Annotated in this window: 23 protein-coding genes; 13 read left to right on the forward strand and 10 right to left on the reverse strand. The window is 73.9% G+C overall.

The genetic code is table 11. The annotated features are described in order from the left end of the window. Nucleotides 1-22 precede the first annotated feature (22 nt). The 7 genes from ACGF7U_RS19700 to ACGF7U_RS19730 form a co-directional block, all read right to left on the reverse strand. Nucleotides 23-1,246, reverse strand: coding sequence for a CU044_5270 family protein (locus ACGF7U_RS19700; protein ID WP_393108505.1), 1,224 nt, complete (start codon nt 1,244-1,246; stop codon nt 23-25). Further along, the gene (locus tag ACGF7U_RS19705) at nt 1,243-1,800 is read right to left on the reverse strand and encodes an RNA polymerase sigma factor (RefSeq protein ID WP_393108507.1); all 558 of its coding nucleotides are present in this window, start codon (nt 1,798-1,800) and stop codon (nt 1,243-1,245) included. The genes ACGF7U_RS19700 and ACGF7U_RS19705 overlap by 4 nt, the downstream gene beginning before the upstream one ends. A 209-nt stretch (nt 1,801-2,009) precedes the next feature. Continuing rightward, nucleotides 2,010-2,732, reverse strand: a complete 723-nt coding sequence (locus tag ACGF7U_RS19710) for a CDP-alcohol phosphatidyltransferase family protein (protein ID WP_393108509.1) — start codon at nt 2,730-2,732, stop codon at nt 2,010-2,012. Then, entirely contained in the window at nt 2,707-3,774 is a 1,068-nt protein-coding gene (locus ACGF7U_RS19715) for an iron-containing alcohol dehydrogenase family protein (protein ID WP_393108511.1), read from the reverse strand. Before ACGF7U_RS19715 ends, ACGF7U_RS19710 begins: the two co-directional genes overlap by 26 nt. Beyond that, a complete protein-coding gene (locus ACGF7U_RS19720; RefSeq protein WP_393108513.1) occupies nt 3,762-4,493 on the reverse strand; it encodes a sugar phosphate nucleotidyltransferase in 732 nt (243 codons plus the stop codon). Before ACGF7U_RS19720 ends, ACGF7U_RS19715 begins: the two co-directional genes overlap by 13 nt. A 79-nt stretch (nt 4,494-4,572) precedes the next feature. Next, nucleotides 4,573-5,343: a hypothetical protein gene (locus tag ACGF7U_RS19725; protein ID WP_393108515.1), complete on the reverse strand. Its 771-nt coding sequence runs from the start codon at nt 5,341-5,343 to the stop codon at nt 4,573-4,575. Continuing rightward, nucleotides 5,340-5,789, reverse strand: coding sequence for an NUDIX domain-containing protein (locus ACGF7U_RS19730; protein WP_393108517.1), 450 nt, complete (start codon nt 5,787-5,789; stop codon nt 5,340-5,342). Before ACGF7U_RS19730 ends, ACGF7U_RS19725 begins: the two co-directional genes overlap by 4 nt. Before the next feature lie 116 nt (nt 5,790-5,905). Between ACGF7U_RS19730 and ACGF7U_RS19735 the strand changes: the two genes are divergently transcribed. From ACGF7U_RS19735 to corA, 4 genes are all read left to right on the forward strand, one after another. Further along, nucleotides 5,906-6,298: a cyclic nucleotide-binding/CBS domain-containing protein gene (locus ACGF7U_RS19735; protein ID WP_393108519.1), complete on the forward strand. Its 393-nt coding sequence runs from the start codon at nt 5,906-5,908 to the stop codon at nt 6,296-6,298. 92 nt (nt 6,299-6,390) lie between these two features. After that, on the forward strand, nt 6,391-6,849 hold the full coding sequence (locus ACGF7U_RS19740; protein WP_393108521.1) for an ester cyclase: 459 nt from the start codon (nt 6,391-6,393) through the stop codon (nt 6,847-6,849). A gap of 106 nt (nt 6,850-6,955) precedes the next feature. Next, complete coding sequence (locus ACGF7U_RS19745) at nt 6,956-8,050, forward strand: PLP-dependent aminotransferase family protein (protein WP_393108523.1); 1,095 nt, start codon at nt 6,956-6,958, stop codon at nt 8,048-8,050. A gap of 357 nt (nt 8,051-8,407) precedes the next feature. Further along, a complete protein-coding gene (gene corA, locus ACGF7U_RS19750; RefSeq protein WP_393108525.1) occupies nt 8,408-9,556 on the forward strand; it encodes a magnesium/cobalt transporter CorA in 1,149 nt (382 codons plus the stop codon). A 75-nt stretch (nt 9,557-9,631) separates the two neighbouring features. Here the strand turns inward: corA and ACGF7U_RS19755 are convergent, their stop codons facing one another. Then, nucleotides 9,632-10,444: a hypothetical protein gene (locus ACGF7U_RS19755; RefSeq protein WP_393108527.1), complete on the reverse strand. Its 813-nt coding sequence runs from the start codon at nt 10,442-10,444 to the stop codon at nt 9,632-9,634. An 84-nt stretch (nt 10,445-10,528) separates the two neighbouring features. Here ACGF7U_RS19755 and ACGF7U_RS19760 point away from each other — a divergent pair, with 84 nt between their 5' ends. Together ACGF7U_RS19760 and ACGF7U_RS19765 are read left to right on the forward strand one after the other, a co-directional pair. Then, nucleotides 10,529-11,059 carry a peptidylprolyl isomerase gene (locus tag ACGF7U_RS19760; protein WP_393108529.1) on the forward strand — a complete coding sequence of 177 codons (531 nt, stop codon included), beginning with the start codon at nt 10,529-10,531 and terminating at the stop codon, nt 11,057-11,059. A 94-nt stretch (nt 11,060-11,153) separates the two neighbouring features. Continuing rightward, nucleotides 11,154-12,068, forward strand: coding sequence for a rhomboid family intramembrane serine protease (locus ACGF7U_RS19765; protein WP_393108530.1), 915 nt, complete (start codon nt 11,154-11,156; stop codon nt 12,066-12,068). Between the two features lie 8 nt (nt 12,069-12,076). Here the strand turns inward: ACGF7U_RS19765 and ACGF7U_RS19770 are convergent, their stop codons facing one another. After that, complete coding sequence (locus ACGF7U_RS19770) at nt 12,077-12,508, reverse strand: PH domain-containing protein (RefSeq protein ID WP_393108531.1); 432 nt, start codon at nt 12,506-12,508, stop codon at nt 12,077-12,079. 88 nt (nt 12,509-12,596) lie between these two features. Here ACGF7U_RS19770 and ACGF7U_RS19775 point away from each other — a divergent pair, with 88 nt between their 5' ends. Beyond that, complete coding sequence (locus ACGF7U_RS19775; protein ID WP_393108533.1) at nt 12,597-13,769, forward strand: thiolase family protein; 1,173 nt, start codon at nt 12,597-12,599, stop codon at nt 13,767-13,769. 24 nt (nt 13,770-13,793) lie between these two features. On the opposite strand, the gene ACGF7U_RS19780 is transcribed toward ACGF7U_RS19775, so the two are convergent. Further along, nucleotides 13,794-14,447 carry a class I SAM-dependent methyltransferase gene (locus ACGF7U_RS19780; RefSeq protein ID WP_393108535.1) on the reverse strand — a complete coding sequence of 218 codons (654 nt, stop codon included), beginning with the start codon at nt 14,445-14,447 and terminating at the stop codon, nt 13,794-13,796. 144 nt (nt 14,448-14,591) lie between these two features. On the opposite strand from ACGF7U_RS19780, the gene ACGF7U_RS19785 reads away from it, so the two are divergent. The 6 genes from ACGF7U_RS19785 (at nt 14,592) to ACGF7U_RS19810 (ending at nt 21,184) form a co-directional block, all read left to right on the forward strand. Further along, nucleotides 14,592-15,593 (forward strand): phosphotransferase, encoded by a 1,002-nt coding sequence (locus ACGF7U_RS19785; RefSeq protein ID WP_393108537.1) that lies wholly within the window; start codon nt 14,592-14,594, stop codon nt 15,591-15,593. Between the two features lie 186 nt (nt 15,594-15,779). Continuing rightward, the gene (locus ACGF7U_RS19790; protein ID WP_393108539.1) at nt 15,780-17,378 is read left to right on the forward strand and encodes a glycoside hydrolase domain-containing protein; all 1,599 of its coding nucleotides are present in this window, start codon (nt 15,780-15,782) and stop codon (nt 17,376-17,378) included. Nucleotides 17,379-17,581: 203 nt separating this feature from the next. Further along, on the forward strand, nt 17,582-19,192 hold the full coding sequence (locus tag ACGF7U_RS19795) for a glycoside hydrolase domain-containing protein (RefSeq protein ID WP_393108541.1): 1,611 nt from the start codon (nt 17,582-17,584) through the stop codon (nt 19,190-19,192). Nucleotides 19,193-19,320: 128 nt separating this feature from the next. Further along, entirely contained in the window at nt 19,321-19,833 is a 513-nt protein-coding gene (locus tag ACGF7U_RS19800) for a hypothetical protein (RefSeq protein ID WP_393108543.1), read from the forward strand. Between the two features lie 68 nt (nt 19,834-19,901). Further along, complete coding sequence (locus ACGF7U_RS19805; protein WP_393108545.1) at nt 19,902-20,537, forward strand: response regulator; 636 nt, start codon at nt 19,902-19,904, stop codon at nt 20,535-20,537. A gap of 56 nt (nt 20,538-20,593) precedes the next feature. Next, nucleotides 20,594-21,184 (forward strand): hypothetical protein, encoded by a 591-nt coding sequence (locus tag ACGF7U_RS19810; RefSeq protein WP_393108546.1) that lies wholly within the window; start codon nt 20,594-20,596, stop codon nt 21,182-21,184. The last annotated feature ends 84 nt before the right edge of the window (nt 21,185-21,268 follow it).

The following is a 21,268-nucleotide window of genomic DNA, read 5'->3' on the forward strand; positions in this document are numbered from 1 at the left end:
GGAGTTCCTCGTCATCGACGCGTCACCGCCGCTTCTGCTCGGGGGTGACGGCTGGCGGGTCGTCATTGGTGTAGGCCGCGCTCACCACGAGCGTGTAGCCCGTGAACGTCCCGGGGCCCTTGGGCGCGGAGCCCGTGCCGAGGTCCCAGGACTCCTCGGCGAGCGCCTGGCCGGTCCGGTGGTCGATGATCAGTCGGGTCTGGACCCAGTTGCCGCCGTCACCCTTGCGGGCGAAGGCGACCGCCATCCCGGCCCGCCCCCGCTGGTCGGTGACCGCGCCGAGCGAGGTCACCCCGCGAACGTCGGCGAGCATCTGATACGCGGCCGCCCGCACCTTGGGCGACACCGGCAGGTCGAAGACCAGGTTTTTGGCGCTCGAGAAGAGGCCGAAGTCGGTGGCCGACTCGATCTCGCTGGCGTTCAGTCGCTTGGACAGCCATGCCTTCAGCTTGGCCGGATCGGTGGGCACGTCGGCCAGGCCGGCCGCCGTGATCGGGCCGCCGGCGAGGTAGTACGTCTCCCTGTCATCGGTGGGACCGGGTCCCTTTGCTTCGCGGGCGGCCGGCTCCGGACTGGTGGCCCTGCGGACGAATTCCGGCCCTGGCGTGCCGCTGATGACCGTCGGCTCGCTCTGGGGCGGGTCCGACGGCTCGACCCACCGCGTCGGCGAACCGTCCGCCTGCCAGGCCGCCCGGTCGTCGGCGCTGAACGGCGCGGCGCCGAGCTCGCGACTGACGGACACCCCGACCTCGCTCGGCGACGTCGGGTGCCAGTCGCGGATGCTGGTTCGGCTCACGACCTGGTAGCGCCGATCCTTCGGACCGACCTGGAACAGGCTGCCGTGTTCCCGTTCGACGACCCGGTAGCGGCCGCTGGTCGCGGCGTCGGCGGTGGCGCTGCGCTCGGCGGCGACCAGCAGCAACTCGCGGGCGGTGCGCGGGGCGGGGCCGTCGGCGGCCGAGGTGGGGGTGACCGTCGGTGTGTTGACGGCGAGCCCGCCCTCCGGCCCGGCCCCCCCGCTGGTGCTACCGACGGTCAGGAAGATCGCGCCGGCGGCCACCACCGCCACGGTCGGTGCGACACCGGCCAGGACCAGGCGGCGGCTCGGTCGGCGTGCCACCCGGCCGGCCGTCGGCTGCGGATGAGCGGTGAACAGGGCGGGATCCGGCCGGGAGCCAGGTTCGGGGTCCAGCCGGCGCGGGCGTGCGCCGGCCAGCGTCGTCATCTCGTTCCGTGGTGTGATCATCGGCTGTACTCCTCGGTGCGAAGGGCGATCGGGTTACGAATGGCGACCTGGGGCGTCCCGCTGAGGGCCTCGCGTAGTCGCTTTCTGGCTCGGTGCAGCCGGACGAAGAAGGTCGCGGTGGAGCAGCCGACGACCCGGGCGGCTTCCCGGCTCGACAACTCGTGCCAGGCCATCAGGGTGAGTAGTTCCCGGTCGTCCTCGCTGAGTCGGGCGAGGGCGGCGAGCACCCCGGCCCGTTCCGCCACCCCGGTCGCCACGTCCTCGCTCGCCTCGTCGACCCAGGCCCGCAACTCGGCGGCGAGGCTGGCCTGCCGGTCCTCGTCGCGGTAGCGCTCGCGTACCGCGTTGCGCGCCACGCCGAGCAGCCACGGCAGGGGCGCCGCCGGCACCGTGGCCAGCTTGCGCCACGCGACGAGGAAGGTCTCGCTGGCGATGTCGTCGGCGAGCTGGCGTCCGACCCGGCTCACCGCGTACGCGTACACCTGTGCGTGGTGTGCGGCGTACATCGCGGTGAACCGGCGGGTCGCTTCAGCATCGGCTTCGGCTGCTGTCAATGGCTCCTACTCCTTCTGGTTGCGCGGGAAGGTGCGCCGTCACCGAGAAGCGAGCGGAGGAACCGATTTCTTACCGACGAACATCGAGGAGCACGAAGCTCACGAACGGGAACGCCGCCGCGGGCCGCATCACCAGGCCGCCCGTCATCGGCAACGCCAGTGCGGCGACCCCTTACCGACGAAGCGTCGACAGGGGCCCTTCCGCACCCTCAGCGCAGCGAGGCGCGGGCGGAGAAGGCGATGCTGGCGAGCAGGAAGCCGCCGTTGACGATCGTGAACGCGACCACCACCCAGAGGGCGAGGGCGGGGGCGAAGATCAGCACCAGGCCGGCGGCGAAGATCACCGCGCCGTAGTCGCGGACCAGCTTCACCAGGCGTACGGGCAGCGAGGTCGAGGTGACCATGCTGGCCGCGTTCGGGCCGGCCTGCATCACCGAGGTGACCAGGTTGACCATCCAGGTGCCGGCGAATACCGCGACCAGCCAGCTCGGCGTCGACGGCTCCTGCGCCACCGCCGTCGCCGCCAGCGCGGCGACCAGGGCGATCTGGGCGGCCACGTCGCAGAGCACGTCGACCCGGGCGCCGGCCGCGCTGCCCTGCCCGGTCACCCGGGCGAGCTGACCGTCGGCGCAGTCCAGGGCGTACGCGACCTGCCAGCCCACCAGGGCGAGCAGCCCGACCGCCCACGCGGGCACCTCGCCGGCGGCGACCCGGCCGGCGAGCGCCACCACGGTGACCGAGGTGGCCAGGCCGAGCACCAGGTTGGTGATGGTCAGCGCGGTCGGGCGCAGCCCGAGGCGCTGGGCGACGAGCGCGAAGACCGCGCCCAGCCACTGGCTGACCGATTCGCTGAACAGGCCGCCGCCCCGGTTCACCCGGTGGAAGTCGGCGACGGTGGGGCGGGGCTCAGCCAAGGTGGTCGCGGATTGCACCGGCGTAGTCTGCCAGCCGCTCCCGGATCTCGGTAGGCGACATCGCCAGGTGTTCGAGGACGGTGAAGCGGTCCGGCCGGGTCTGCGGCGCGAAGTCGACCGCCTGGACGAACTGCTCGTCGGTCAGCCCGAGGCCCGCCGGGCCGGTGGGCAGCCCGTGTCGGTGCAGGCAGCGGGCCAACTGCCCGAACCGCTCCAGGTCGCCCCGGAGGAACGTGCAGAACAGCGCCCCGACGCCGGCCTGTTCGCCGTGCGAGCCGGTGCCGGGGAAGAGCCGGTCGATGGCGTGCGAGATCTCGTGGTCGCCGCCGCTCGCGGGCCGGCTCGACCCGCAGATCGACATCGAGATGCCGCCCAGGATCAGCGCCTCGGCCAGCGTGGTGAGGAAGCCGTCGTCGGTGATCTTCCCGGGATGGTTGATCAGCGCCTCGGCGCCGGTGCGGGCCAGGGTCACCGCCAGGCCGTCGATCGGCTCCCCCCGGACCTGGTGGGCCAGCTCCCAGTCGGCGCAGGCGCTCAGGTTGCTCACCGCGTCGCCGATGCCCGCCTGGGTCTGCCGGTCCGGGCCGTTCTCCACGAAGTCGAGGTCGACCATCACGGCGATCGGGATGTGTACGCCGTAGGAGCCCTTGCCGCCCTCGTGGGTCAGCGAGGCCACCGGCGAGGCGATGCCGTCGTTGGCCAGGCTGGTCGCCACGGTCACCATCGGGATGCCGTACCTGCTGGCGGCGTACTTCGCGGTGTCGATGGTCCTGCCGCCGCCGATGCCGACCACCGCGTCGTAGTTGCGGCGGCGCAGCTGGTCGCCCAGCTCGTTGGCGGAGTCGAGGCTGCCCCCGGCCACCGTGAACACGTCGGCCGAGCCCAGGCTGGGCCGGCACAGCTCGACGATCCGCTCGCCCTGCCCGGGCCCCACCACCACCGCGACGTCGCCGCCGGCGGAGATTCGCCGGTCGGCCAGGAGCGGCCCCAGGTCGGCCACCGCCCCCCGCCGGACCTCGATCGCGAGCGGGGTGTTGACCGTACGGGCTAGTAGCGGCACGCGATCTCCCGCGCCCGCGCCAGGTCGGCGTGGTTGTCGACCTCGACCCAGGAGACGTCCCCGATCGGCGCGGCCCGCACCTCGCCGCCGCGGTCGGCGAACTCCTGGTAGCCGTCCTCGTAGTAGAGGTTCGGGTCGCGCCGCCAGGTCGCCTCCAGCGCGTCGGCGAGGGCGTCGGCCACGTGCGGCTCGATCAGCGTCGCGCCGATGTACTCTCCGTACGCCTCGCCCGGATCCATGATCTTGGTGATCCGGGTGAGCTGGCCGGCCGCGTCGAAGGTGGTCTTCATCTCCTCCTCGGCCAGCGCCTTGATCGTGTCCACGGCGAGCAGGATGCCCGGGCCGCGCTCGGCCAGCAGGGTCTTCTCCACGCTCACCGGGTGCACGGTGTCGCCGTTGACCAGCAGCACGCCCCGCGCGAAGTGCTCCCGCGCCAGCCAGAGCGAGTACGCGTTGTTCCACTCCTCGGCCTTGTCGTTGTGCACGAGGGTGAGCGTGACGCCGTATCGCTTCTCCAGGCCGGCCTGCCGCTCGCGCACCGCGTCGGCCGCGTAGCCGACCACGATGACGATCTCGGTGAGCCCCACCTCGGCCAGGTTGCGCAGCGCGATGTCCAGGATGGTGGTCTCACCGTCCACCGGCACCAGCGCCTTCGGCAGGGTGTCGGTGTACGGGCGCAGCCGGCGCCCCGCCCCGGCCGCGAGCACCATCCCGATCATTGAGGCGTCCTCCCTCGTACGACTCCCGGTCACCGCTGGAGGATAGCCCCGCGTGACGGCGCTCCTGCGGCCAACCGGGTCAGCCGGGCAGCGCCGCCAGGTCCGCCAGCATCGCCAGCCGCTCCTCGGCGGTCAGCACGGTGTACGGGCCGGCGGCCCGCCGGTCGGTCTCCAGCTCGATGGCGAGCTGCTCCGGCCCGGGTGGCAGGGCGGCGACGCTCGCGGCGGTGTGCCCGGCGGCGGTCCAGGCGGCGGCGTGCGCGTCGGCCCGGTGGTAACGCAGCGTGCCCAGCCGGTTGAGCAGCAGCACCCCGGGCGGGGTGCCGTCCGGCTCGTGCGGCGGGGCCATCGCGGTGAACGCGGCGCCGGCGTCGGCGCCCTCCTCCTCGGCCAGCACCAGTGCGTACGTGAGCACCCGGCCGAGCGCCTCGACCAGCCGGAGCACCCGGTCGTCGTGCCCGGCCCAGAGTTCCTCGGTCACCTCGGCGTGCACCTGCCAGATCTCGGCGAGGAAGGCCAGCCCGCGCTCGGTGGCGGAGAGACCGCCGTCGGGGCCGCGGTGGATCATCCCGTACGCCACCTGCTTGTCCAGGGCCCGCCGGCAGTCGACGGGGTCCCGGTAGCGGGTGACCGCGGCGAAGCCGGCCTCGTCGACCGTCCCGCCGGGCGCGGCGAGCCGGGTGCGGAACTCCAGCAGGAAACCGGTGGCCGCCGGCCCGCCGTACCGCTGGCTCAGCTCCGCCCCGCCGCCGTCGCGGCCGGCCAGCATGCCGGCGACGAAGGCCCGGTCGATCGCCGGTGCGACCAGGCCGGCGAACCGGTGCGGCGCCAGCTCGACGGTGTCGTTCACAGACCGATCGAGCGCAGGGCGGCGAAGGCTTCCTCCGCGATCCGCCGGATCAGGCCGTCGTTGACGTCGCGGTGCTCGTCGAGCAGGTCGAGCTCGTCGGCGGCGAGCCACCGGAACTCGGTGTGCTTGCCGGCCTCCAGGGTCGGCCGGGCCAGGTCGCCGTCGACCCGGACGAGCCAGTCGCTCTCGACCCGTTCCAGGCCGTCGTCGGCGACGTAGCGGTACTCGCCGACGTGGCCGAGCACGTGCGACACGGTCCATCCGGTCTCCTCGGTCACCTCCCGGCGCAGCGCGTCCCCGACGTCCTCGCCCGGTTCGAGGTGGCCGCCGACGATGTCCCAGCAGTTGGGAAATATTCGTCGGTCGGGAGACCGCCGCTGGACGAAGAGGCGGCCCTCGTCGTCGACGATCAGCGCGCCGGCGCAGCGCAGAGGCTCGGTGGACACGTCACGACAGTAGCGAGCGGTCGGGCGTCGCGGCGATGCCCGGCTCTTGTCCCCGAAACATCCGGGGCGGACCATGTCCCCTACCGGGTGCCACCGTCCCACAGGGGTGATGCGTGATGCAGGTTCGGGAAGCGATGTCCAACGAGGTTCTCGTGGTCGGCCCGGAGCACACGCTCCGTCAGGCGGCCCGGATGATGTCGGCCCGCGGTGTCGGGTCGGCGGTCGTGATCGACCCCGACTCCGAGGGGGTCGGCATCATGACCGAACGCGACGTGCTCAACGCCATCGGCGCGGGCCTGGACTGCGACGTCGAGCGGACGGGTGCCCACCTGACCTGGGACGTGGTCTACGCCGGGCCGGACTGGACGGTGGAGGAGGCGGCCGCGGCGATGGCCCGGGGCGGCTTCCGGCACCTGGTGGTGCTCGACGGGCGTGAGGTCGCCGGGGTGATCTCCGTCCGCGACATCATGCGGGTCTGGGCGGCCAGCCGGATGGTCGACGCGAGCTGAGCGGCCGGTCCGTCGCGGGTGTGGCGGGCGGATCGACGGGTAAGGATCCCCATGCGGGCGCGGACGGGCCGCGACCCGCGGGGGAGGTCCTCATGCGCGGCGCGGATCGGCTGGTCGAGCAGCAGTACGCGATGCTCCTGCGGCGGGACGTGGCCCGGCTGCCGGACCTCTACGCGGCGGACGCCTTCTACTCGATGCCCGGCGTCACGGTGCGCCCGATCGAGCTGCCCGCCCTGCTGCGCACCTGGACCGGTGCCTTCCCGGACCTGTCCGTCGAGCGGCTCGGGTCGGTGCAGACCGCCGGGGGCGCGGCGGTCGAGCAGCGGCTGACCGGCACCCACGCCGGGGTGCTGCACACCCCGTTCGGCACCGTCGCGCCGACCGGCCGGGTGGTGAGCTGGGACGTGGCCGACGTCGTCCGGGTGCGCCGCGGCCGCATCTCGGCCTGGCGGTCCTACTTCGACTGGGGGCAGCTCATCGCGGCGCTAGGACTGCACGTGGACGGGCTTTCCCGCGAGGCGCAGCACGACCCGCTCGGCCTTCCGGTCTGATCTTTCGCCGACCGGCCGACGCGGGTCACCCGTCCCGGTGGCTCAGGATGCGGACATCGCCGTGCCGTCGGCGCGCGCCCCGCCGCCTTCCGTACGCTGAACAGCCATGACCGCCGAGCAGCTGATCTCCTTCGCCCGTGGCGCTCCCTCGCTGGACATCGTCGATGTCGAGGGGCTCAAGGCCGCCGCCGTCCGCGCGTTCGACGCCGACCCCGCCGGGGTCACGGCGTACGGCACCTCCGTCGGCTACCTTCCGCTGCGGAAGTGGATCGCCGAGAAGCACGGGGTCTCCGCCGACCAGGTGCTGATCACCAACGGGTCGTTGCAGGCCGACGCGTTCCTCTTCGACCACCTGGTCCGCCCCGGCGACGCGGTGGTGGTCGAGCGCCCGACGTACGACCGGACCCTGCTCAACCTCCAGCGGCTGGGCAGTGAGCTGCACGGCGTCTCCATCCAGCCGGACGGTCTGGACACCGCGGAGCTGCGCAAGCTGCTGGAGTCCGGGGTGCGTCCCCGGCTGGCGCACGTCATCCCGAACTACCAGAACCCGGCCGGCGTGACGCTGAGCCTGGAGAAGCGCCGCGAGCTGCTCGACCTCGCGGCCGAGTACGAGTTCACGATCTTCGAGGACGACCCGTACGCCGACATCCGCTTCCGCGGCGAGGCGCTGCCGTCGATGCTCTCGCTCGACACCCGCGACGTGGTGGTGCACGCCTCCAGCTTCACCAAGACGGTCTGCCCGGGCGTGCGGGTCGGCTACCTGGTCGGCCCGGCGGACCTGATCGCCGACATCGCGAAGAAGGCGACCAGCCTCTACATCTCGCCCGGCATGGTCTCCGAGGCGATCGTGCACCAGTTCTGCGTCTCGGGCGACATCGAGCGCTCGATCGAGACCGTGCGCGCCGCGCTCGGCGAGCGGGCCCGGGTGCTGGCCGAGTCGCTGCGCCGGCACATCCCGGAGGCGCGGTTCGTGGAGCCGGACGGCGGCTACTTCCTCTGGGTCGAGCTGCCCGAGGACGTCGAGGTCGACAAGCTCGCCCCGGCGGCCGCCGAGCGCGGGGTCGCCGTGGTCAAGGGGAGCGACTTCGTGGTCGACGGCGGGCGGCACGCGCTGCGGCTGGCGTACTCGGCGGTGACGGCCGACCGCATCGACGAGGGCGTCCGGCGGCTGGCGGAGGCCATGGCGGCCGTACGAGGCTGAATTTCTGTCAGATTTCTGACAGTTCGGCGATGCCGGCCGTTCCGGGTCTCCCGCCGGAGCGGCCGGCGGCCCACAATGCTGCGAGCGTCACTTACCACGTGTAGCGGAGTTCACCGTCGGTGCCGGCCCGGACCGCGCCCGGCGGCGAGCCCGGCCCGGCCCGGCCGGCGGCACGCGGAGCGACGCGACCAGCACAACCCCCGCCCCCAAAGGGCGCCGGGTGGGCCGTGTCGTCCCCTCACCCCCCGAAGCGACCCGGCCCGCCCGGCGCCACCCCCGGCGGCCGATCGTCACCGGCGGTGACCGTCGACGGCGGCGTACCCTGCTAGCCGCGGCAGCGCACGGGGAGGGGGCGTGATGACGGACCGAGGGCGGCAGGGGCGGGCGGCCTCGCCGAACGGCGGACGGGTGCTCAGGCCCCTGGACTGGGCGGCGCCCGTGCGGGCGATGACCCGCCGGCTCAACTCCGACGCTCCGCAGCGGGTTCCCGCGCCGGCCGGCCCGCGGCGCAGCGCCGTGGTCGACTGCGCCCTCTACGTCGGCGGCCGTCGGCAGCCCGGCGACTGGCGGTACGCCGAGGCGCTCGACGCCGCCCGCCGCGAGGAGAACGGCTTCGTCTGGCTCGGCCTGCACGAGCCGGAGCTGGACGAGATGACCGCCATCGCCGCCACCTACGGCCTGCACGAGCTGGCGGTCGAGGACGCGGTCAAGGCGCAGCAGCGCCCCAAGCTGGAGCAGTTCGGCGAGGTCAGCTTCCTGGTGCTGCGCACCGCTCGCTACTGCGAGCACGACGAGCTGACCGAGAACTCCGAGGTCGTCGAGACCGGCCAGGTGATGCTCTTCATCGGCCCGAACTTCCTGATCAGCGTGCGGCACGGGGACGCCTGCCGGCTGGCCCCGGTCCGGGCCGACCTGGAGACGAAGCAGGACCTGCTGCTCCACGGGCCGTGGGCGGTGGCGTACGCGGTCACCGACCGGGTGGTGGACATCTACCTGGAGGTCGCCGACCGGCTGGAGGACGACCTGGACACGCTGGAGACCGAGGTGTTCGACCGCCAGTCCAGCGGCCGCATCCAGCGGATCTACCAGATGAAGCGGGAACTGGTGGAGTTCAAGCGGGCGGTGGCGCCGCTGCAGCGGCCGCTGATGACGCTCACCGCGCAGATGAACCGCGACGTGCCCAAGGAGATCCGCCGCTACTTCCGCGACGTGCAGGACCACCTCAGCCGCACCGTCGAGCAGGTCAACTCCTACGACGACCTGCTCAACTCCATCCTCCAGGCGCGGCTGGCCCAGGTCACGGTCGACCAGAACAACGACATGCGCAAGATCGCCGCGTGGGCGGCCATCGCCGCCGTCTGGACCGCCATCGCCGGCATCTACGGGATGAACTTCGACGTCATGCCGGAGCTGCGGATGACGTACGGCTATCCGGTCGTGCTCGCCCTCATGCTCGCGATCTCGCTCGCCCTCTACCGCTGGTTCCGCCGCAACGGCTGGCTCTGACCGCCACCCCCGGGCACGCGGAAGCGCCGGCGGCGCGGGTGACCCGCTTCGCCGGCGCTTTCCGGGGACCTCGGGTCAGCGACGCCCGTTGGTCTTGGCGCCCTTGCCCAGCGCCTCGGTGAGGTCGTCCGCCGGGCGGCCCGACACGTCCTTCGCGCCCTCGGCCACCGACGGGACCTTGTCCGTCGCGTGGACCGTCGGCTGCTTGCCGGGGGTGGTGGTGGAGGCGCTGTCGCCGCCGGCCACCGCCGAGCTGCCGGCGCCGGTCGGCCCGCCGGCCACGCCCGAGCCGCTCGACAGCGTCGAGGCGTCCGTCACCGGGGTCCGGATCTCCATGGTCTCCACCTCGTCGCGCATCGGCTCCAGCGTCCGGGTCGGGTCGTACTCGGCCCACTCCTGCTGCTCGCGGCGGCGACGCATCGCCATCGCGGCGACGCCGGCCACCGCGCCGGCCGCGAGGAGACCGGTCATCATGGACCCGCCGCGCCGGGAGTTCTTCTTCCGGGAAGCCTTCATGTTCTTCGCCTTGACCTTCCTGGTGACCGCGGCCCGCTTGGCTGCGGCGGCCTTCTTGTTGGTGACCGCCTTGCCCGCCGCCTCGGCCTGGGCCTTGCGGACGGCCAGGGCCAGTGGCGCGAGCGCGGCGACCGTGGACGCGAAGCCGCTGGACGCGCGGTCGCGCACCAGGACGGCCGTCGGCGCGACGGCGCCCCGGGCCGCCTGGACCCGCGGGGCGACGGTGGCGCCGGCACCCTTCGCGGCGTACGTCGCGGCCTGCCTCAGGTGACCGAGGCCCTGGTTCAGCTCCGCCTTGGCCAGCTGCCCCTGGGTCTTACGCCGCCCGATTCCAAACACGGTCCCACCTCCTGGGAGTTGTTCCTTCGTCATCCTCCACCTTCGGATGCCTCCGCACTGCCAGATCGGGCACATGGGAGGATCCGCATGGAACTGACCAACGAGTGAGGAGTACCCGTGGCCGAGGCTGTCTACGCCACCTTGCACACCAACGCTGGCCCGATCCGGCTGGAGCTCTTCCCCAACCACGCGCCGAAGACCGTCAAGAACTTCGTCGACCTGGCCGAGGGCAACCGCGAATACACCGACCCGCGCACGGGTCAGCCGGGCAGCGGGCCGTACTACGACGGCACCGTCTCGCACCGGGTGATCAGCGGCTTCATGATCCAGATGGGTGACCCGACGGGTACCGGCCGCGGCGGCCCGGGTTACAAGTTCGCCGACGAGTTCCACCCGGAGCTGCGCTTCGACCGGCCGTACCTGCTGGCGATGGCGAACGCCGGGCCGGGCACCAACGGCTCGCAGTTCTTCATCACCGTCTCGCCGACGCCGCACCTGAACAACCGGCACACCATCTTCGGTCAGGTGGCCGACGAGCAGTCCGCGAAGGTCGTGGACTCGATCGCCAACACCCCGACCGGCCCGAACGACCGGCCGCTGCAGGACGTGGTGATCGAGCGGGTCGAGATCGAGCGCACCGCTGCCTGAGGCGCCCGCGAGGTACCTTTGCCCACATGACTGAGCGCTCCGAGGGCCGGGACCGGTGGATGGGCCGCGTGGCCCGCGTCGGCGGGCGGGCGCGGTGAGCGAGTCGCCGCCCACCGCGCCGGTCTGCTTCCGGCACCCCGGCCGGGAGACGTACGTCCGGTGCACCCGCTGCGACCGGCCGATCTGCCCGGACTGCATGCGGGAGGCGTCGGTCGGGTTCCAGTGCCCGGAGTGCGTGGCGGAGGGACGCCGTAGCGTGCGGCCGGCGCGCACCGCCTTCGGTGGCGGTGCCGCCGGCCGGCACGGCTACGTCACCAAGGCGCTGATCGCACTGAACGTGCTGCTGATGCTGCTCTCCATCGCCTCCGACCGGGGCGGGGACGCGGCGGTCGGCGGCTCCGGCTTCGGCGGCCTGATGGGCGGCAGCACCCCGCTGACCGACTGGGGTGCGGTGCTCGGCGGCGCGCTCTTCCCCGACGGCACGGTCGGCGGCATCGCCGAGGGCGAGTGGTACCGCCTGGTCACCGCGATGTTCCTGCACTACGGCGTGGTCCACCTGCTGCTGAACATGTGGGCGCTGTGGGTGCTGGGCCGGTCGCTGGAGGCCAGCCTCGGGCCGCTGCGTTTCGCGGCGCTCTACCTCGTCGCCGGGCTGGGCGGGAACGTCGCCGCCTACCTGTTCAGCGCGCAGAACCAGCTCACCGCCGGCGCGTCCACGGCGATCTTCGGCCTCTTCGCCGCGCTGGTGGTCATCGAACGCAAGCTGGGGCGGGACATCTCCCAGGTGCTCCCCGTCCTGGTGATCAACCTGGTCTTCACGTTCACCGTGCCCGGCATCTCGATCCCCGGGCACCTCGGCGGGCTGGTGGTCGGCGGGCTGATGGCGCTCGTGTTCGCGTACGCCCCGCGGTCCCGGCGGACGCTGGTGCAGCTCGCCGGCGGCGCGGTGATCCTGGCGGCGCTGCTCGGCCTGGCCCTGGTCCGCACCGCGGCGATCCTCGGCGGCTGACCGCCCGCTCAGTGCGGGCGGGCCTCGCGCAGTACCTGGGCCACCTCGGCGGGGTCCGCGCCGAGGTCGAGGCGCCCGAACAGGTGCAGGGACTCCCCCGCGTCGATCTCCAGCACCTCGCTGGTCAGACCCAGCCGGGCGCGGCGGTCCACGGCGACCCGCTCGACGACCGACCAGGGCAGCCGGCGGTACCCCGCGAAGCCCCGGACGACGGTGATCCCCTCCGGGTCGACCGCCAGCCGGACCGGCGCCACCAGGTCGCGCGCGGCCCAGCCGGCCAGCGCGGCGGCCGCGACCACCGCCAGCCCCAACTGGACGGGGTCGCCCTCGTCGAGGAGCAGCGCGAGCGCGAGGAGCGCGACCGCGCCGGCCAGCTTGAGCGCCGGCAGGCCGGTCGGCACCCGCCACTGCCGGGCGGTGGGGGACGGGTGTGGGCGCATCCGTCCAGCATGCCAGCGCACCCGGGGGAGGACGGCGGCCCGCCGAGGACGTAGTATCGGTGGCAGCCGAAGTTACCGGGGAGTAGTCATGAGTGACGCAGTCATCGTCGGCGCGGTACGCACCCCGGTCGGGCGGCGCAAGGGCAGCCTGGCCGCCGTGCACCCGGTCGACCTCTCGGCCCACGTGCTGCGCGCCCTCGCCGAGCGGACCGGGATCGACCCGGCCCAGGTCGACGACGTGGTCTGGGGCTGCGTCTCCCAGGTCGGCGACCAGTCGTGGAACGTCGCCCGCAACGGCGTGCTGGCCGCCGGCTGGCCCGAGTCGGTGCCGGGCACCACGCTCGACCGGCAGTGCGGCTCCAGCCAGCAGGCCCTGCACTTCGCCGCCGCGACCGTGCTCTCCGGCCAGGCCGACCTGGTCGTCGCCGGCGGCGTCGAGTCGATGACCCGGGTCGCGATGGGCTCCAGCGTGGCCGGCGGATCGCCCTTCAGCGACCAGCTGCGCGACCGCTACCGGGGCGTCGAGGGCTTCGCCGAGGACGCGCCGCTGCCGTTCAACCAGGGCGTCGGCGCCGAGCTGATCGCCGCGCGCTGGCGCTTCTCCCGCGCCCAGCTCGACGAGTTCGCCCTCGCCAGCCACGAGAAGGCCGCCGTGGCGCAGGACGCCGGCGCCTTCGACGCCGAGATCGCCCCGGTCGCCCTGGCCGACGGCGGCAAGTTCGCCGCCGACGAGGGCATCCGGCGGGACACCTCGCTGGAGAAGCTCGGCGAGCTGGCCACCCCGTTCCGCCCCGACGGCGTCGTCACCGCCGGTTCCGCCTCGCAGATCTCCGACGGCGCGGCGGCGCTCGCCGTCACCACGAGCGAGTGGGCCAGCCGACACGGCCTGCGCCCGCTGGCGCGCGTCCACACCGCCGTGGTCGCCGCGGACGACCCCGTCACCATGCTCACCGCGCCCATCCCGGCCACCGCGAAGGCGCTGCGCCGCGCGGGGCTGGGCATCGAGGAGATCGGGGTGTACGAGGTGAACGAGGCGTTCGCCCCGGTCCCGCTGGCCTGGCTGGCGGAGACCGAGGCGGACGCGGAGCGACTCAACCCGCGCGGCGGGGCGATCGCCCTCGGTCACCCGCTCGGCGCGTCCGGTGCCCGGATCATGACCACCATGCTCGCCCACATGCGGGACAACAACATCCGCTACGGCCTCCAGACCATGTGCGAGGGCGGCGGCATGGCCAACGCCACCATCGTCGAGCTGCTCTGAGGCCCGCCGACCGGGAGGCGGGAGCTACTCCCCGGCGGGCCTGCGCGCCAACACGAAGCCCTGCGGGGTCTTCTCCGTGCCCTCGGGCTCCTTCACGACCGTGGCCCACAGGTCGAACCCGGCCTCGCGCAGCAGCGCGGCCACCTCGTCCGGCCGCTGCCGGTACCAGTCGGCGCAGATCGGTTTGCCGAAGGCCTCGTCGAGGTGCAGGCGATCGTCGCCGACCTGGAAGGCGAGCATGAGCTGCCCGCCCGGCGCGAGCACCCGGTGGAACTCGGCGAGGACCTCGGGCCGCCGGTCCCACGGGACGTGGATGATGGAGTAGTAGGCGAGCAGCCCGCCGAGGGAGGCGTCCGGCAGGTCCAGCGCGAGCATCGAGCCCACCTCGAACCGCAGCCGCGGGTACGTCTCCCGGGCCAGCGCGACCATCCCGGGCGACAGGTCGACGCCGAACGCGTCCAGCCCCAGTCGGTGCAGCAGGATCGTGATCCGGCCGGGCCCGCAGCCGACGTCGGCGACGGGACCGTTGCCGCCGGCCCGCACCGCCTCGGCGAAGGCGGCCAGCAGCGCCCGGTCGAGGGGCCTGCCGTCCATGTCCGTACGGAGCCACTCGGTGTAGTCGGCGGCCATGGTGTCGTAGGAGTCGCGGGTGGCGGCGAGGAACGAGGCTTCCGGCATGGCGGTGAAGGCTAGCCGTTCCCGCCGACGGCGGCGACGAGCATCGCCCGGACCGGCCGGGGCGCGCCGATCGCCACCGGCCACGGGGTGCGCCGGACGATAAGGTGTCGCCCCGGTGCCGGCGGCGGGGCTACATTCCGCGGCGTGACCATTGCCGCCACGCCTTCCGCCGACTGGACCGACCCGCACTGGCGGGACACCGCCCTCAGTTGGGTCGGCGACCGGCTCGGCCGGCACGGCCGGCGGGTCGTCGGGCCGGTCGAGCCCCGGGTCCGGCCGTGGTCCCTGGTCTGGCGGGTGCCCACCGACGCGGGGGACGCCTGGTTCAAGGCGAACAATCCGGGCACCCGACACGAGGCGGCGCTGCTGGCCGCGCTGGCCCGGCTCGCCCCGGGGCGGGTGCTCGACCCGATCGCGGTCGACGCCGGGCGCGGCTGGTCGCTGCTGCCCGACGGGGGCCGCTCGCTGCGCGACGCGGTGGGCGGCGACCGCGGCCTGCTGCTCCGCTGGGAGCGGGTCCTGCCGGAGTACGCCGACCTCCAGCGCACGGTCGCGCCCCGGGTCGGCGAACTCCTCGCGATCGGCGTGCCCGACCACCGGCCGGAGGCGCTGCCGGAGCTGTTCGAGGCGCTGCTGGACGACGAGGAGTCGCTGCTGCTGGGGACGGAGGACGGGCTCGACGTCGAGGCGTACGAGCGGTTGCGCGCCCATCGGACCGAGTTCGCCGAGCAGTGCCGGCGGCTGGCCGACTCGGGCGTCGCGCCCAGCGTCCAGCACGACGACCTGCACGACGGCAACGTCTTCGTCGGCGACGACGGGCACCGGTTCTTCGACTGGGGCGACGCCTCGATCGCCCACCCGTTCGGCACCCTGCTGGTGACGCTGAACTCGGTCGCGCACGCCTTCGACCTGCCCGCCGGCGACCCGGCGCTGGCGCGGCTGCGCGACGCGTACCTGGAGCCGTGGTCGGACCGGCACGACCGGGCGACGCTGCGGGAGGTGGCCCGGCTGGCGGTCCGCGTCACCCGGGTGAGCCGGTCGCTCTCCTGGCGCCGGGCCCTGACCACGCCGGACCCGGCCCGGGCGCGGTACGCGTCCGCGGTGCCCGGCTGGCTGACGGAACTGTTCGAGCCCGACCCGGTCTGAGCCCCCGGTCGGAGCGCGTCGGCACCCGCCCCGAGGGCCGTCCGCGACACTCCCGGCCCGCCCGGAACCGGCGACGACCTCGACAGGAGCCGTCGACTGTGGTCAGAATCAGCGGGCCGGCGCAGCGCGAGGGACGGGCAGCGTCCGCCCGCCGGCCGTCCGACCCACGGGACAGATCGGGGAAACGTGAAATTCACACTCTCGTCGGCGGGGCCGCGCCGTGCCGCGCGCCGGACCCTGGCCGGCACCGCCGCCACCGTTCTCGGCGCCGGCCTCGCGCTGACGGCCGTCACCGGCCCGGCCCACGCCGCCGTCGCGCCGCAGCCCGGCACCTACACCGGCCTGGGCTTCGACGCCTGCACCGCGCCGACCAGCGCGCAGATGCAGGCGTGGCGGGCCCACTCGCCGTACCGGGCGGTCGTCATCTACTTCGGCGGCGTCAGCCGCGGCTGCGAACAGCCCGCGCTCACCGCCGAGTGGGTGGCCGCCCAGACGGCGGCGGGCTGGCACCTCGTTCCGATGTACGTCGGCCTCCAGGCCCCCTGTCTGGCCACCAGCCGGCCGCGCATCGACCCGGCCCAGGCGGCGGCGCAGGGCCGCGCCGAGGCCGACGACGCCGTGGCGCGGGCGGTGGAACTCGGCCTGCCCCGGGAGAGCGTCCTCTTCTACGACATGGAGGACTACGACGGCGGCGACGCGGCCTGCACCAGTGCGGTCCTCACGTTCATGAGCGCGTGGACCGCCCGGCTGCACGACCAGGGCTACCTCTCCGGCTTCTACAGCAGCATGGCGCGCGGCGTCGCCGATCAGGTCGCCGCCTACGACACACCCGGCTACGTCCGCCCGGACTACCTCGACTTCGCCCGCTGGGACGACGTGGCGACGGTCTCCGACCCGGGCATCCCCGCCGGCTACTGGGCGCCGAAGCGGCGGATCAAGCAGCACGTGGGCCCGCACGACGAGACGTGGGGCGGGGTCACCATCAACATCGACGGCGACTACCTCGACGTCGCCCCGCTGCCGGCCACCCGGTTCGGCGACTTCACCGGCAACGGCTGGTCGGACCTCGGCTACCGCGACCCGGCCACCGGCCAGGTGCACGTCTACGGCGGCAACGGCACCGCCCTCAGCGGCCGGGTGACGCTCGGCGCCGGCTGGAACGGCATGGACGTGATCGTCCGGGCCGGCAACTTCGACCGGGCCGGCGGCGAGGACGTCATCGCCCGCGAGAAGGCGACGGGCTACCTGTGGCTCTACCCGGGCACGGGGTCGGGGATCAGCGGCCGGATCAGGCTTGGCGCGGGCTGGAACAGCGTTCGGGAGATCACCCCGATCGGCGACTACAACCGCGACGGCTACCAGGACCTGCTGGCGGTGCAGAGCTCCACCGGCGCGCTCTACCTCTACCCGGGCACGGGTGGCGGGGCGTTCCCGAGCCGCGTGCTGCTCGGCTCCGGCTGGAACTCGGTGGACGAGCTGAACGCCGGCGGCGACTTCAACAAGGACGGCTACCCGGACGTGGTCGCGCGGGAGAAGAGCACCGGATACCTGTTCCTCTACCCGGGCCGGGCCGGCGCGCCCAACACCCGCACCCAGGTCGGCGCCGGCTGGAACACCATGCGCGACCTCGTCCAGCTCGGCGACTTCGACCGGGACGGCAGGCCGGACATGGTCGCCGTGCAGCAGTCCAGCGGCTACGTCTACCTGTACCGCTGGCTCGGCGCCGGCTGGGCGTCGCCCCTCCGCATCGGCACCGGGTTCGGCGCCATGACGCCGCTGCTCTGAGCGGCCCCGGCCGGGCCCGCCCCCGTGGGGCGGACCCGGCCGTCGTCGCCGTGGCCGCCGGCAGGGGTCGGGCGGTCGCCGGCCGGCCCGGGTGGGGGTATCGACAACGGACGGACGTCCCGGCACAATCGGCGCGCCGGTGTCGAGTCGGAGACGCGTCCGCGTCCGCCCGCCGGCCATCCACGAACGGGGATCGGGGACTCGTGACGCGCCATTCCGCTCCGCCCACCGGGCTGCGCCGTACCGCCCGGCGGGCCCTCGCCGCGACGGCGGCCGCGGTGCTCGCCGCCGGAGCCGCCCTGACCGCCGCCGCCGGCCCCGCGCAGGCCGCCGGCTACACCGGGCCGCACCCCGGCACCTTCACCGGCCTGGGCTTCGACACCTGCACCGCGCCGTCGAACGCCGCGATGAAGGCGTGGCTGGCCTCGCCGTACCGGGCGGTGGGCATCTACATCGGTGGGAACGGCCGGGCCTGCGCACAGCCGAACCTGACCCGGGAGTGGGTGGCCACCCAGGCGGCGGCGGGCTGGCGCTTCTTCCCCCTCTACGTCGGGCCGCAGGCGCCCTGCCGCAGCACCAGCAAGCCGCGCATCGACCCGGCGCAGGCCGCCGCGCAGGGCCGGGCCGCCGCCGACGACGCCGCGGCGCGGGCGCGCGAGCTGGGGCTGCCCCGGGAGAGCACCGTCTTCTACAACATGGAGAAGTACCCGGCCGGAGACGCAACCTGCACGGCGGCGGTGCAGACCTTCACCCACGCCTGGACGATCCGGCTGCACGACCACGGCTACTTCTCCGGCTTCTACACCGACGTGGCCTCCGGCGGCCTGACGGACCAGGTCTCCGCGTACGAGCGGGTCGGCCACGGCAGGCCGGACTACCTGGACTTCGCCCGGTGGGACGGCGTGCAGACCGTGACGGACGAGGCGCTGCCCGAGTCGTACTGGATGCCGAAGCAGCGGATGAAGCAGTACCGGGGCGACCACCACGAGACGTGGGGCGGGGTGACCATCAACGTCGACAGCAACCACCTCGACGTCGCCCCGCTGCCCGCCGCCGGGTTCGGCGACTTCACCGGCAACGGCTGGGCGGACCTGGGCTACCGCGAGCCGGCCACCGGCCGGCTGTACGTCTACGGCGGCAACGGCGTCACCCTGAGCGGTCGACTCTCGCTCGGCGCGGGCTGGAACGGGATGGACGCGATCGTCCGCGCGGGCAACTTCGACCGGGCGGGTGGCGAGGACCTGCTGGCCCGGGAGAAGTCGACCGGCTACCTGTGGTTCTACCCGGCCAACGGCTCCGGCGTGACCACCCGGGTGAAGGTCGGCAGCGGGTGGAACGGCATGCGCGAGATCACGCCCGTCGGGGACTGGAACCGCGACGGCTACCAGGACCTCGCGGCGGTGCAGACCTCCACCGGCGTGCTCTGGCTCTACCCGGGCAGGGGCACCGGCTTCGGCAGCCGGGTCGCGCTCGGCGGCGCCGGCTGGAACGCGCTGGACGAGCTGAACGGCGGCGCCGACTTCACCGGCGACGGACGCCTCGACCTGCTCGCCCGGGACAAGGCCACGGGCCGCCTCCACGTCCACCCGGGGGGCCCGGACGGGCTCCTCGGCACCCGGCTCGACGTGGGCGCCGGCTGGGGCGGGATGCGGGACCTGGTCCAGCTCGGCGACTTCGACCGGAACGGCCGGCCCGAGCTGATCGCGGTGCAGCAGTCGACCGGCAACGTGCTGCGGTACCGGTGGAACGGCGGCGGATGGCTCACCCCGGCCCGGCTGGGCAGCGGGTTCGGGGCGATGCAGCCGCTGCTCTGAGCCGCCCGACCGGGCCCGTCGCGCGAGGCGGGCCGGAAGTCGGACAGGCGGTGCGACGCGCGCGCGTGGAAGTTCTGCAATTTGCACGTGGCCCACGTCACTCCAGGTCGCCCCTCGTTGGGCAGGGCATGGACGTCTTCTCCCGAACGTTCCTCCCCGCCGCCGCCGAGGCCGGACTCGCGGTGCAGACCGCCAGTCGGCACATGCCGGTCTTCCGCCGCTGCGTCGGTTCCGGCGACGCCACGATCCTGGTCACCCGGTGCAGCCGGCCCGACCGCCCGGTGGCCGGCGAGTACCTCCTCCTGCTGACCCACCGGCGGCTGGTCGTCACCCAGCAGACCCGGGTCCTGCACCGGCTGCGCCTGCACCTGAACACCGAGCTGCGGGAACTCAGCAACGTCACCTGGAGTCCCGACCCGCGCCTGCACTCGGTCGAACTGGCCGCCACCGCGATCGACGGGATCCGCGAGCGATTCCTCATCCGCACCCGGCACCCGAAGCAGGTGTGGCAGCTCGACGCGCTGCTCAACCACGCCTTCCGCACCCGGCTGCGGACGCCCCGGGAGCGGATCGTCGCCACCATCGGCGAGGTGCCGGCGGTCGCGCGCCCCGCCGCGTTCCGCCCCGCCGTGGTGCGCTGACCGCCTTCTTACCGAACCCGAACATCCGCTGACCCGCCCCGCGCCGCGGCGTCGGCAATCATGGGTCGGTGACCGTCGACGCCCCGGCCCGCGGGCTCGTCCTCGTGGTGGAGGACGAGCCGGCCATCGCCGACCTGGTCCGGCTCTACCTGACCCGGGACGGGTTCGGCGTACACCTGGAACGGGACGGCGCCGCCGGCCTGGCCGCCGCGCGCCGGTTGCGCCCGGTGGCCTGCGTCCTCGACATCGCGCTGCCCGGCCTGGCCGGCACGGAGGTCTGCCGGCGGCTGCGGGCGGCCGGCGACTGGACCCCGGTCATCTTCCTCACCGCCCGCGACGACGAGGTGGACCGCGTCGTCGGGCTGGAACTGGGCGCGGACGACTACGTCACACCGCCCGGGGCGCCCGTCGTGCTCGCGGTCCGGGCGGCCGGCGCGGACCCGGCGGTGGGCGGCGTCGTCGAGGTCCGCGACGGCGGGCCCGGCTTCACCGACGACGACCTGGCGGTGGCGTTCGAGCGCGGCGCCCTGCACCAGCGCTACCGGGGGGTGCGCAAGGTGGGCAGCGGGTTGGGGCCGGCGCTCGCCGCCGGCCTGGTCCGCCGGCTCGGTGGGGAGATCGCGGCCGGGCACGCCCGAGAGGGCGGGGCCGCGTTCACCGTCCGGCTGCCCCCGGATCCTTACCGGACCCGAACATCGGCCTGACCCTCCGCTCGCCGAAGGGCGCGAGGCTGGGCTCCACACGGACGAGAGGGAGACTCATGGCACGTTGGGGAATCGCCACCGGCACGCTGCTCACGGCGGTCGCGCTGGGGCTCGGCGGGTGCGGCGCGGCCGAGGTGGCGGGTCAGCCGGCCCGCGACACCGGCGTCGAGGTTGCTCGGCCGCTCGGCGCGGAGGGCCAGGCGCTCGCCGCGCTGGGTTTCGACGCCGGCGACCTGGACGTCGACTCGGTGGCCGCCCCCGCCTCGCCGACGCCGCCGGCCGCGAGCGGGGAGAAGCCGCGGCGCGAGCGGGCGGACGAGGGGCGCGAGCGCCGGAAGGCCCGGGTGCTGCTGCGGCGCAACACCCTGCACGGCGAGGCCGTGGTGAAGACCAGGGACGGCGGCACGAAGACGATCGCCGTGCAGCGCGGCGAGGTGACCGCGGTCGACGGCGACTCGATGACCGTCAGGTCCGCCGACGGCTTCACCATGACCTGGACCTTCGGCGACAAGCTGCGCGTCGTCGAGCGGCGCACCACGATCCGGTCGGCCGACATCAAGGTCGGCACCACGGTCGGGGTGGCCGGCGCCAAGGACGGCGACAACGGCATCGCACGACTGATCGTCGTCCCCGTCCAGCAGCGGTAACCGTCGCGCTCGTCCGGGTCGGACGCCCGGAGCGGCCGTCCCGGCGGGAGACGGCCGCTCCGCTCGCGGAGAGTGCGGTGTACG

The sequence above is a fragment of the Micromonospora sp. NPDC047670 genome (genome assembly GCF_043204915.1).
Lineage (GTDB): Bacteria > Actinomycetota > Actinomycetes > Mycobacteriales > Micromonosporaceae > Micromonospora.

What these genes read in the sequence shown, in the direction of transcription:
- ACGF7U_RS19700 (WP_393108505.1), bottom strand. Translation starts at nt 1,246, where the DNA reads ATGATCACACCACGGAACGAGATGACGACGCTGGCCGGCGCACGCCCG.
- ACGF7U_RS19720 (WP_393108513.1), bottom strand. Translation starts at nt 4,493, where the DNA reads ATGATCGGGATGGTGCTCGCGGCCGGGGCGGGGCGCCGGCTGCGCCCG.
- ACGF7U_RS19735 (WP_393108519.1), top strand. Translation starts at nt 5,906, where the DNA reads ATGCAGGTTCGGGAAGCGATGTCCAACGAGGTTCTCGTGGTCGGCCCG.
- ACGF7U_RS19740 (WP_393108521.1), top strand. Translation starts at nt 6,391, where the DNA reads ATGCGCGGCGCGGATCGGCTGGTCGAGCAGCAGTACGCGATGCTCCTG.
- ACGF7U_RS19745 (WP_393108523.1), top strand. Translation starts at nt 6,956, where the DNA reads ATGACCGCCGAGCAGCTGATCTCCTTCGCCCGTGGCGCTCCCTCGCTG.
- corA (WP_393108525.1), top strand. Translation starts at nt 8,408, where the DNA reads ATGACGGACCGAGGGCGGCAGGGGCGGGCGGCCTCGCCGAACGGCGGA.
- ACGF7U_RS19755 (WP_393108527.1), bottom strand. Translation starts at nt 10,444, where the DNA reads ATGACGAAGGAACAACTCCCAGGAGGTGGGACCGTGTTTGGAATCGGG.
- ACGF7U_RS19770 (WP_393108531.1), bottom strand. Translation starts at nt 12,508, where the DNA reads ATGCGCCCACACCCGTCCCCCACCGCCCGGCAGTGGCGGGTGCCGACC.
- ACGF7U_RS19775 (WP_393108533.1), top strand. Translation starts at nt 12,597, where the DNA reads ATGAGTGACGCAGTCATCGTCGGCGCGGTACGCACCCCGGTCGGGCGG.
- ACGF7U_RS19780 (WP_393108535.1), bottom strand. Translation starts at nt 14,447, where the DNA reads ATGCCGGAAGCCTCGTTCCTCGCCGCCACCCGCGACTCCTACGACACC.
- ACGF7U_RS19800 (WP_393108543.1), top strand. Translation starts at nt 19,321, where the DNA reads ATGGACGTCTTCTCCCGAACGTTCCTCCCCGCCGCCGCCGAGGCCGGA.
- ACGF7U_RS19810 (WP_393108546.1), top strand. Translation starts at nt 20,594, where the DNA reads ATGGCACGTTGGGGAATCGCCACCGGCACGCTGCTCACGGCGGTCGCG.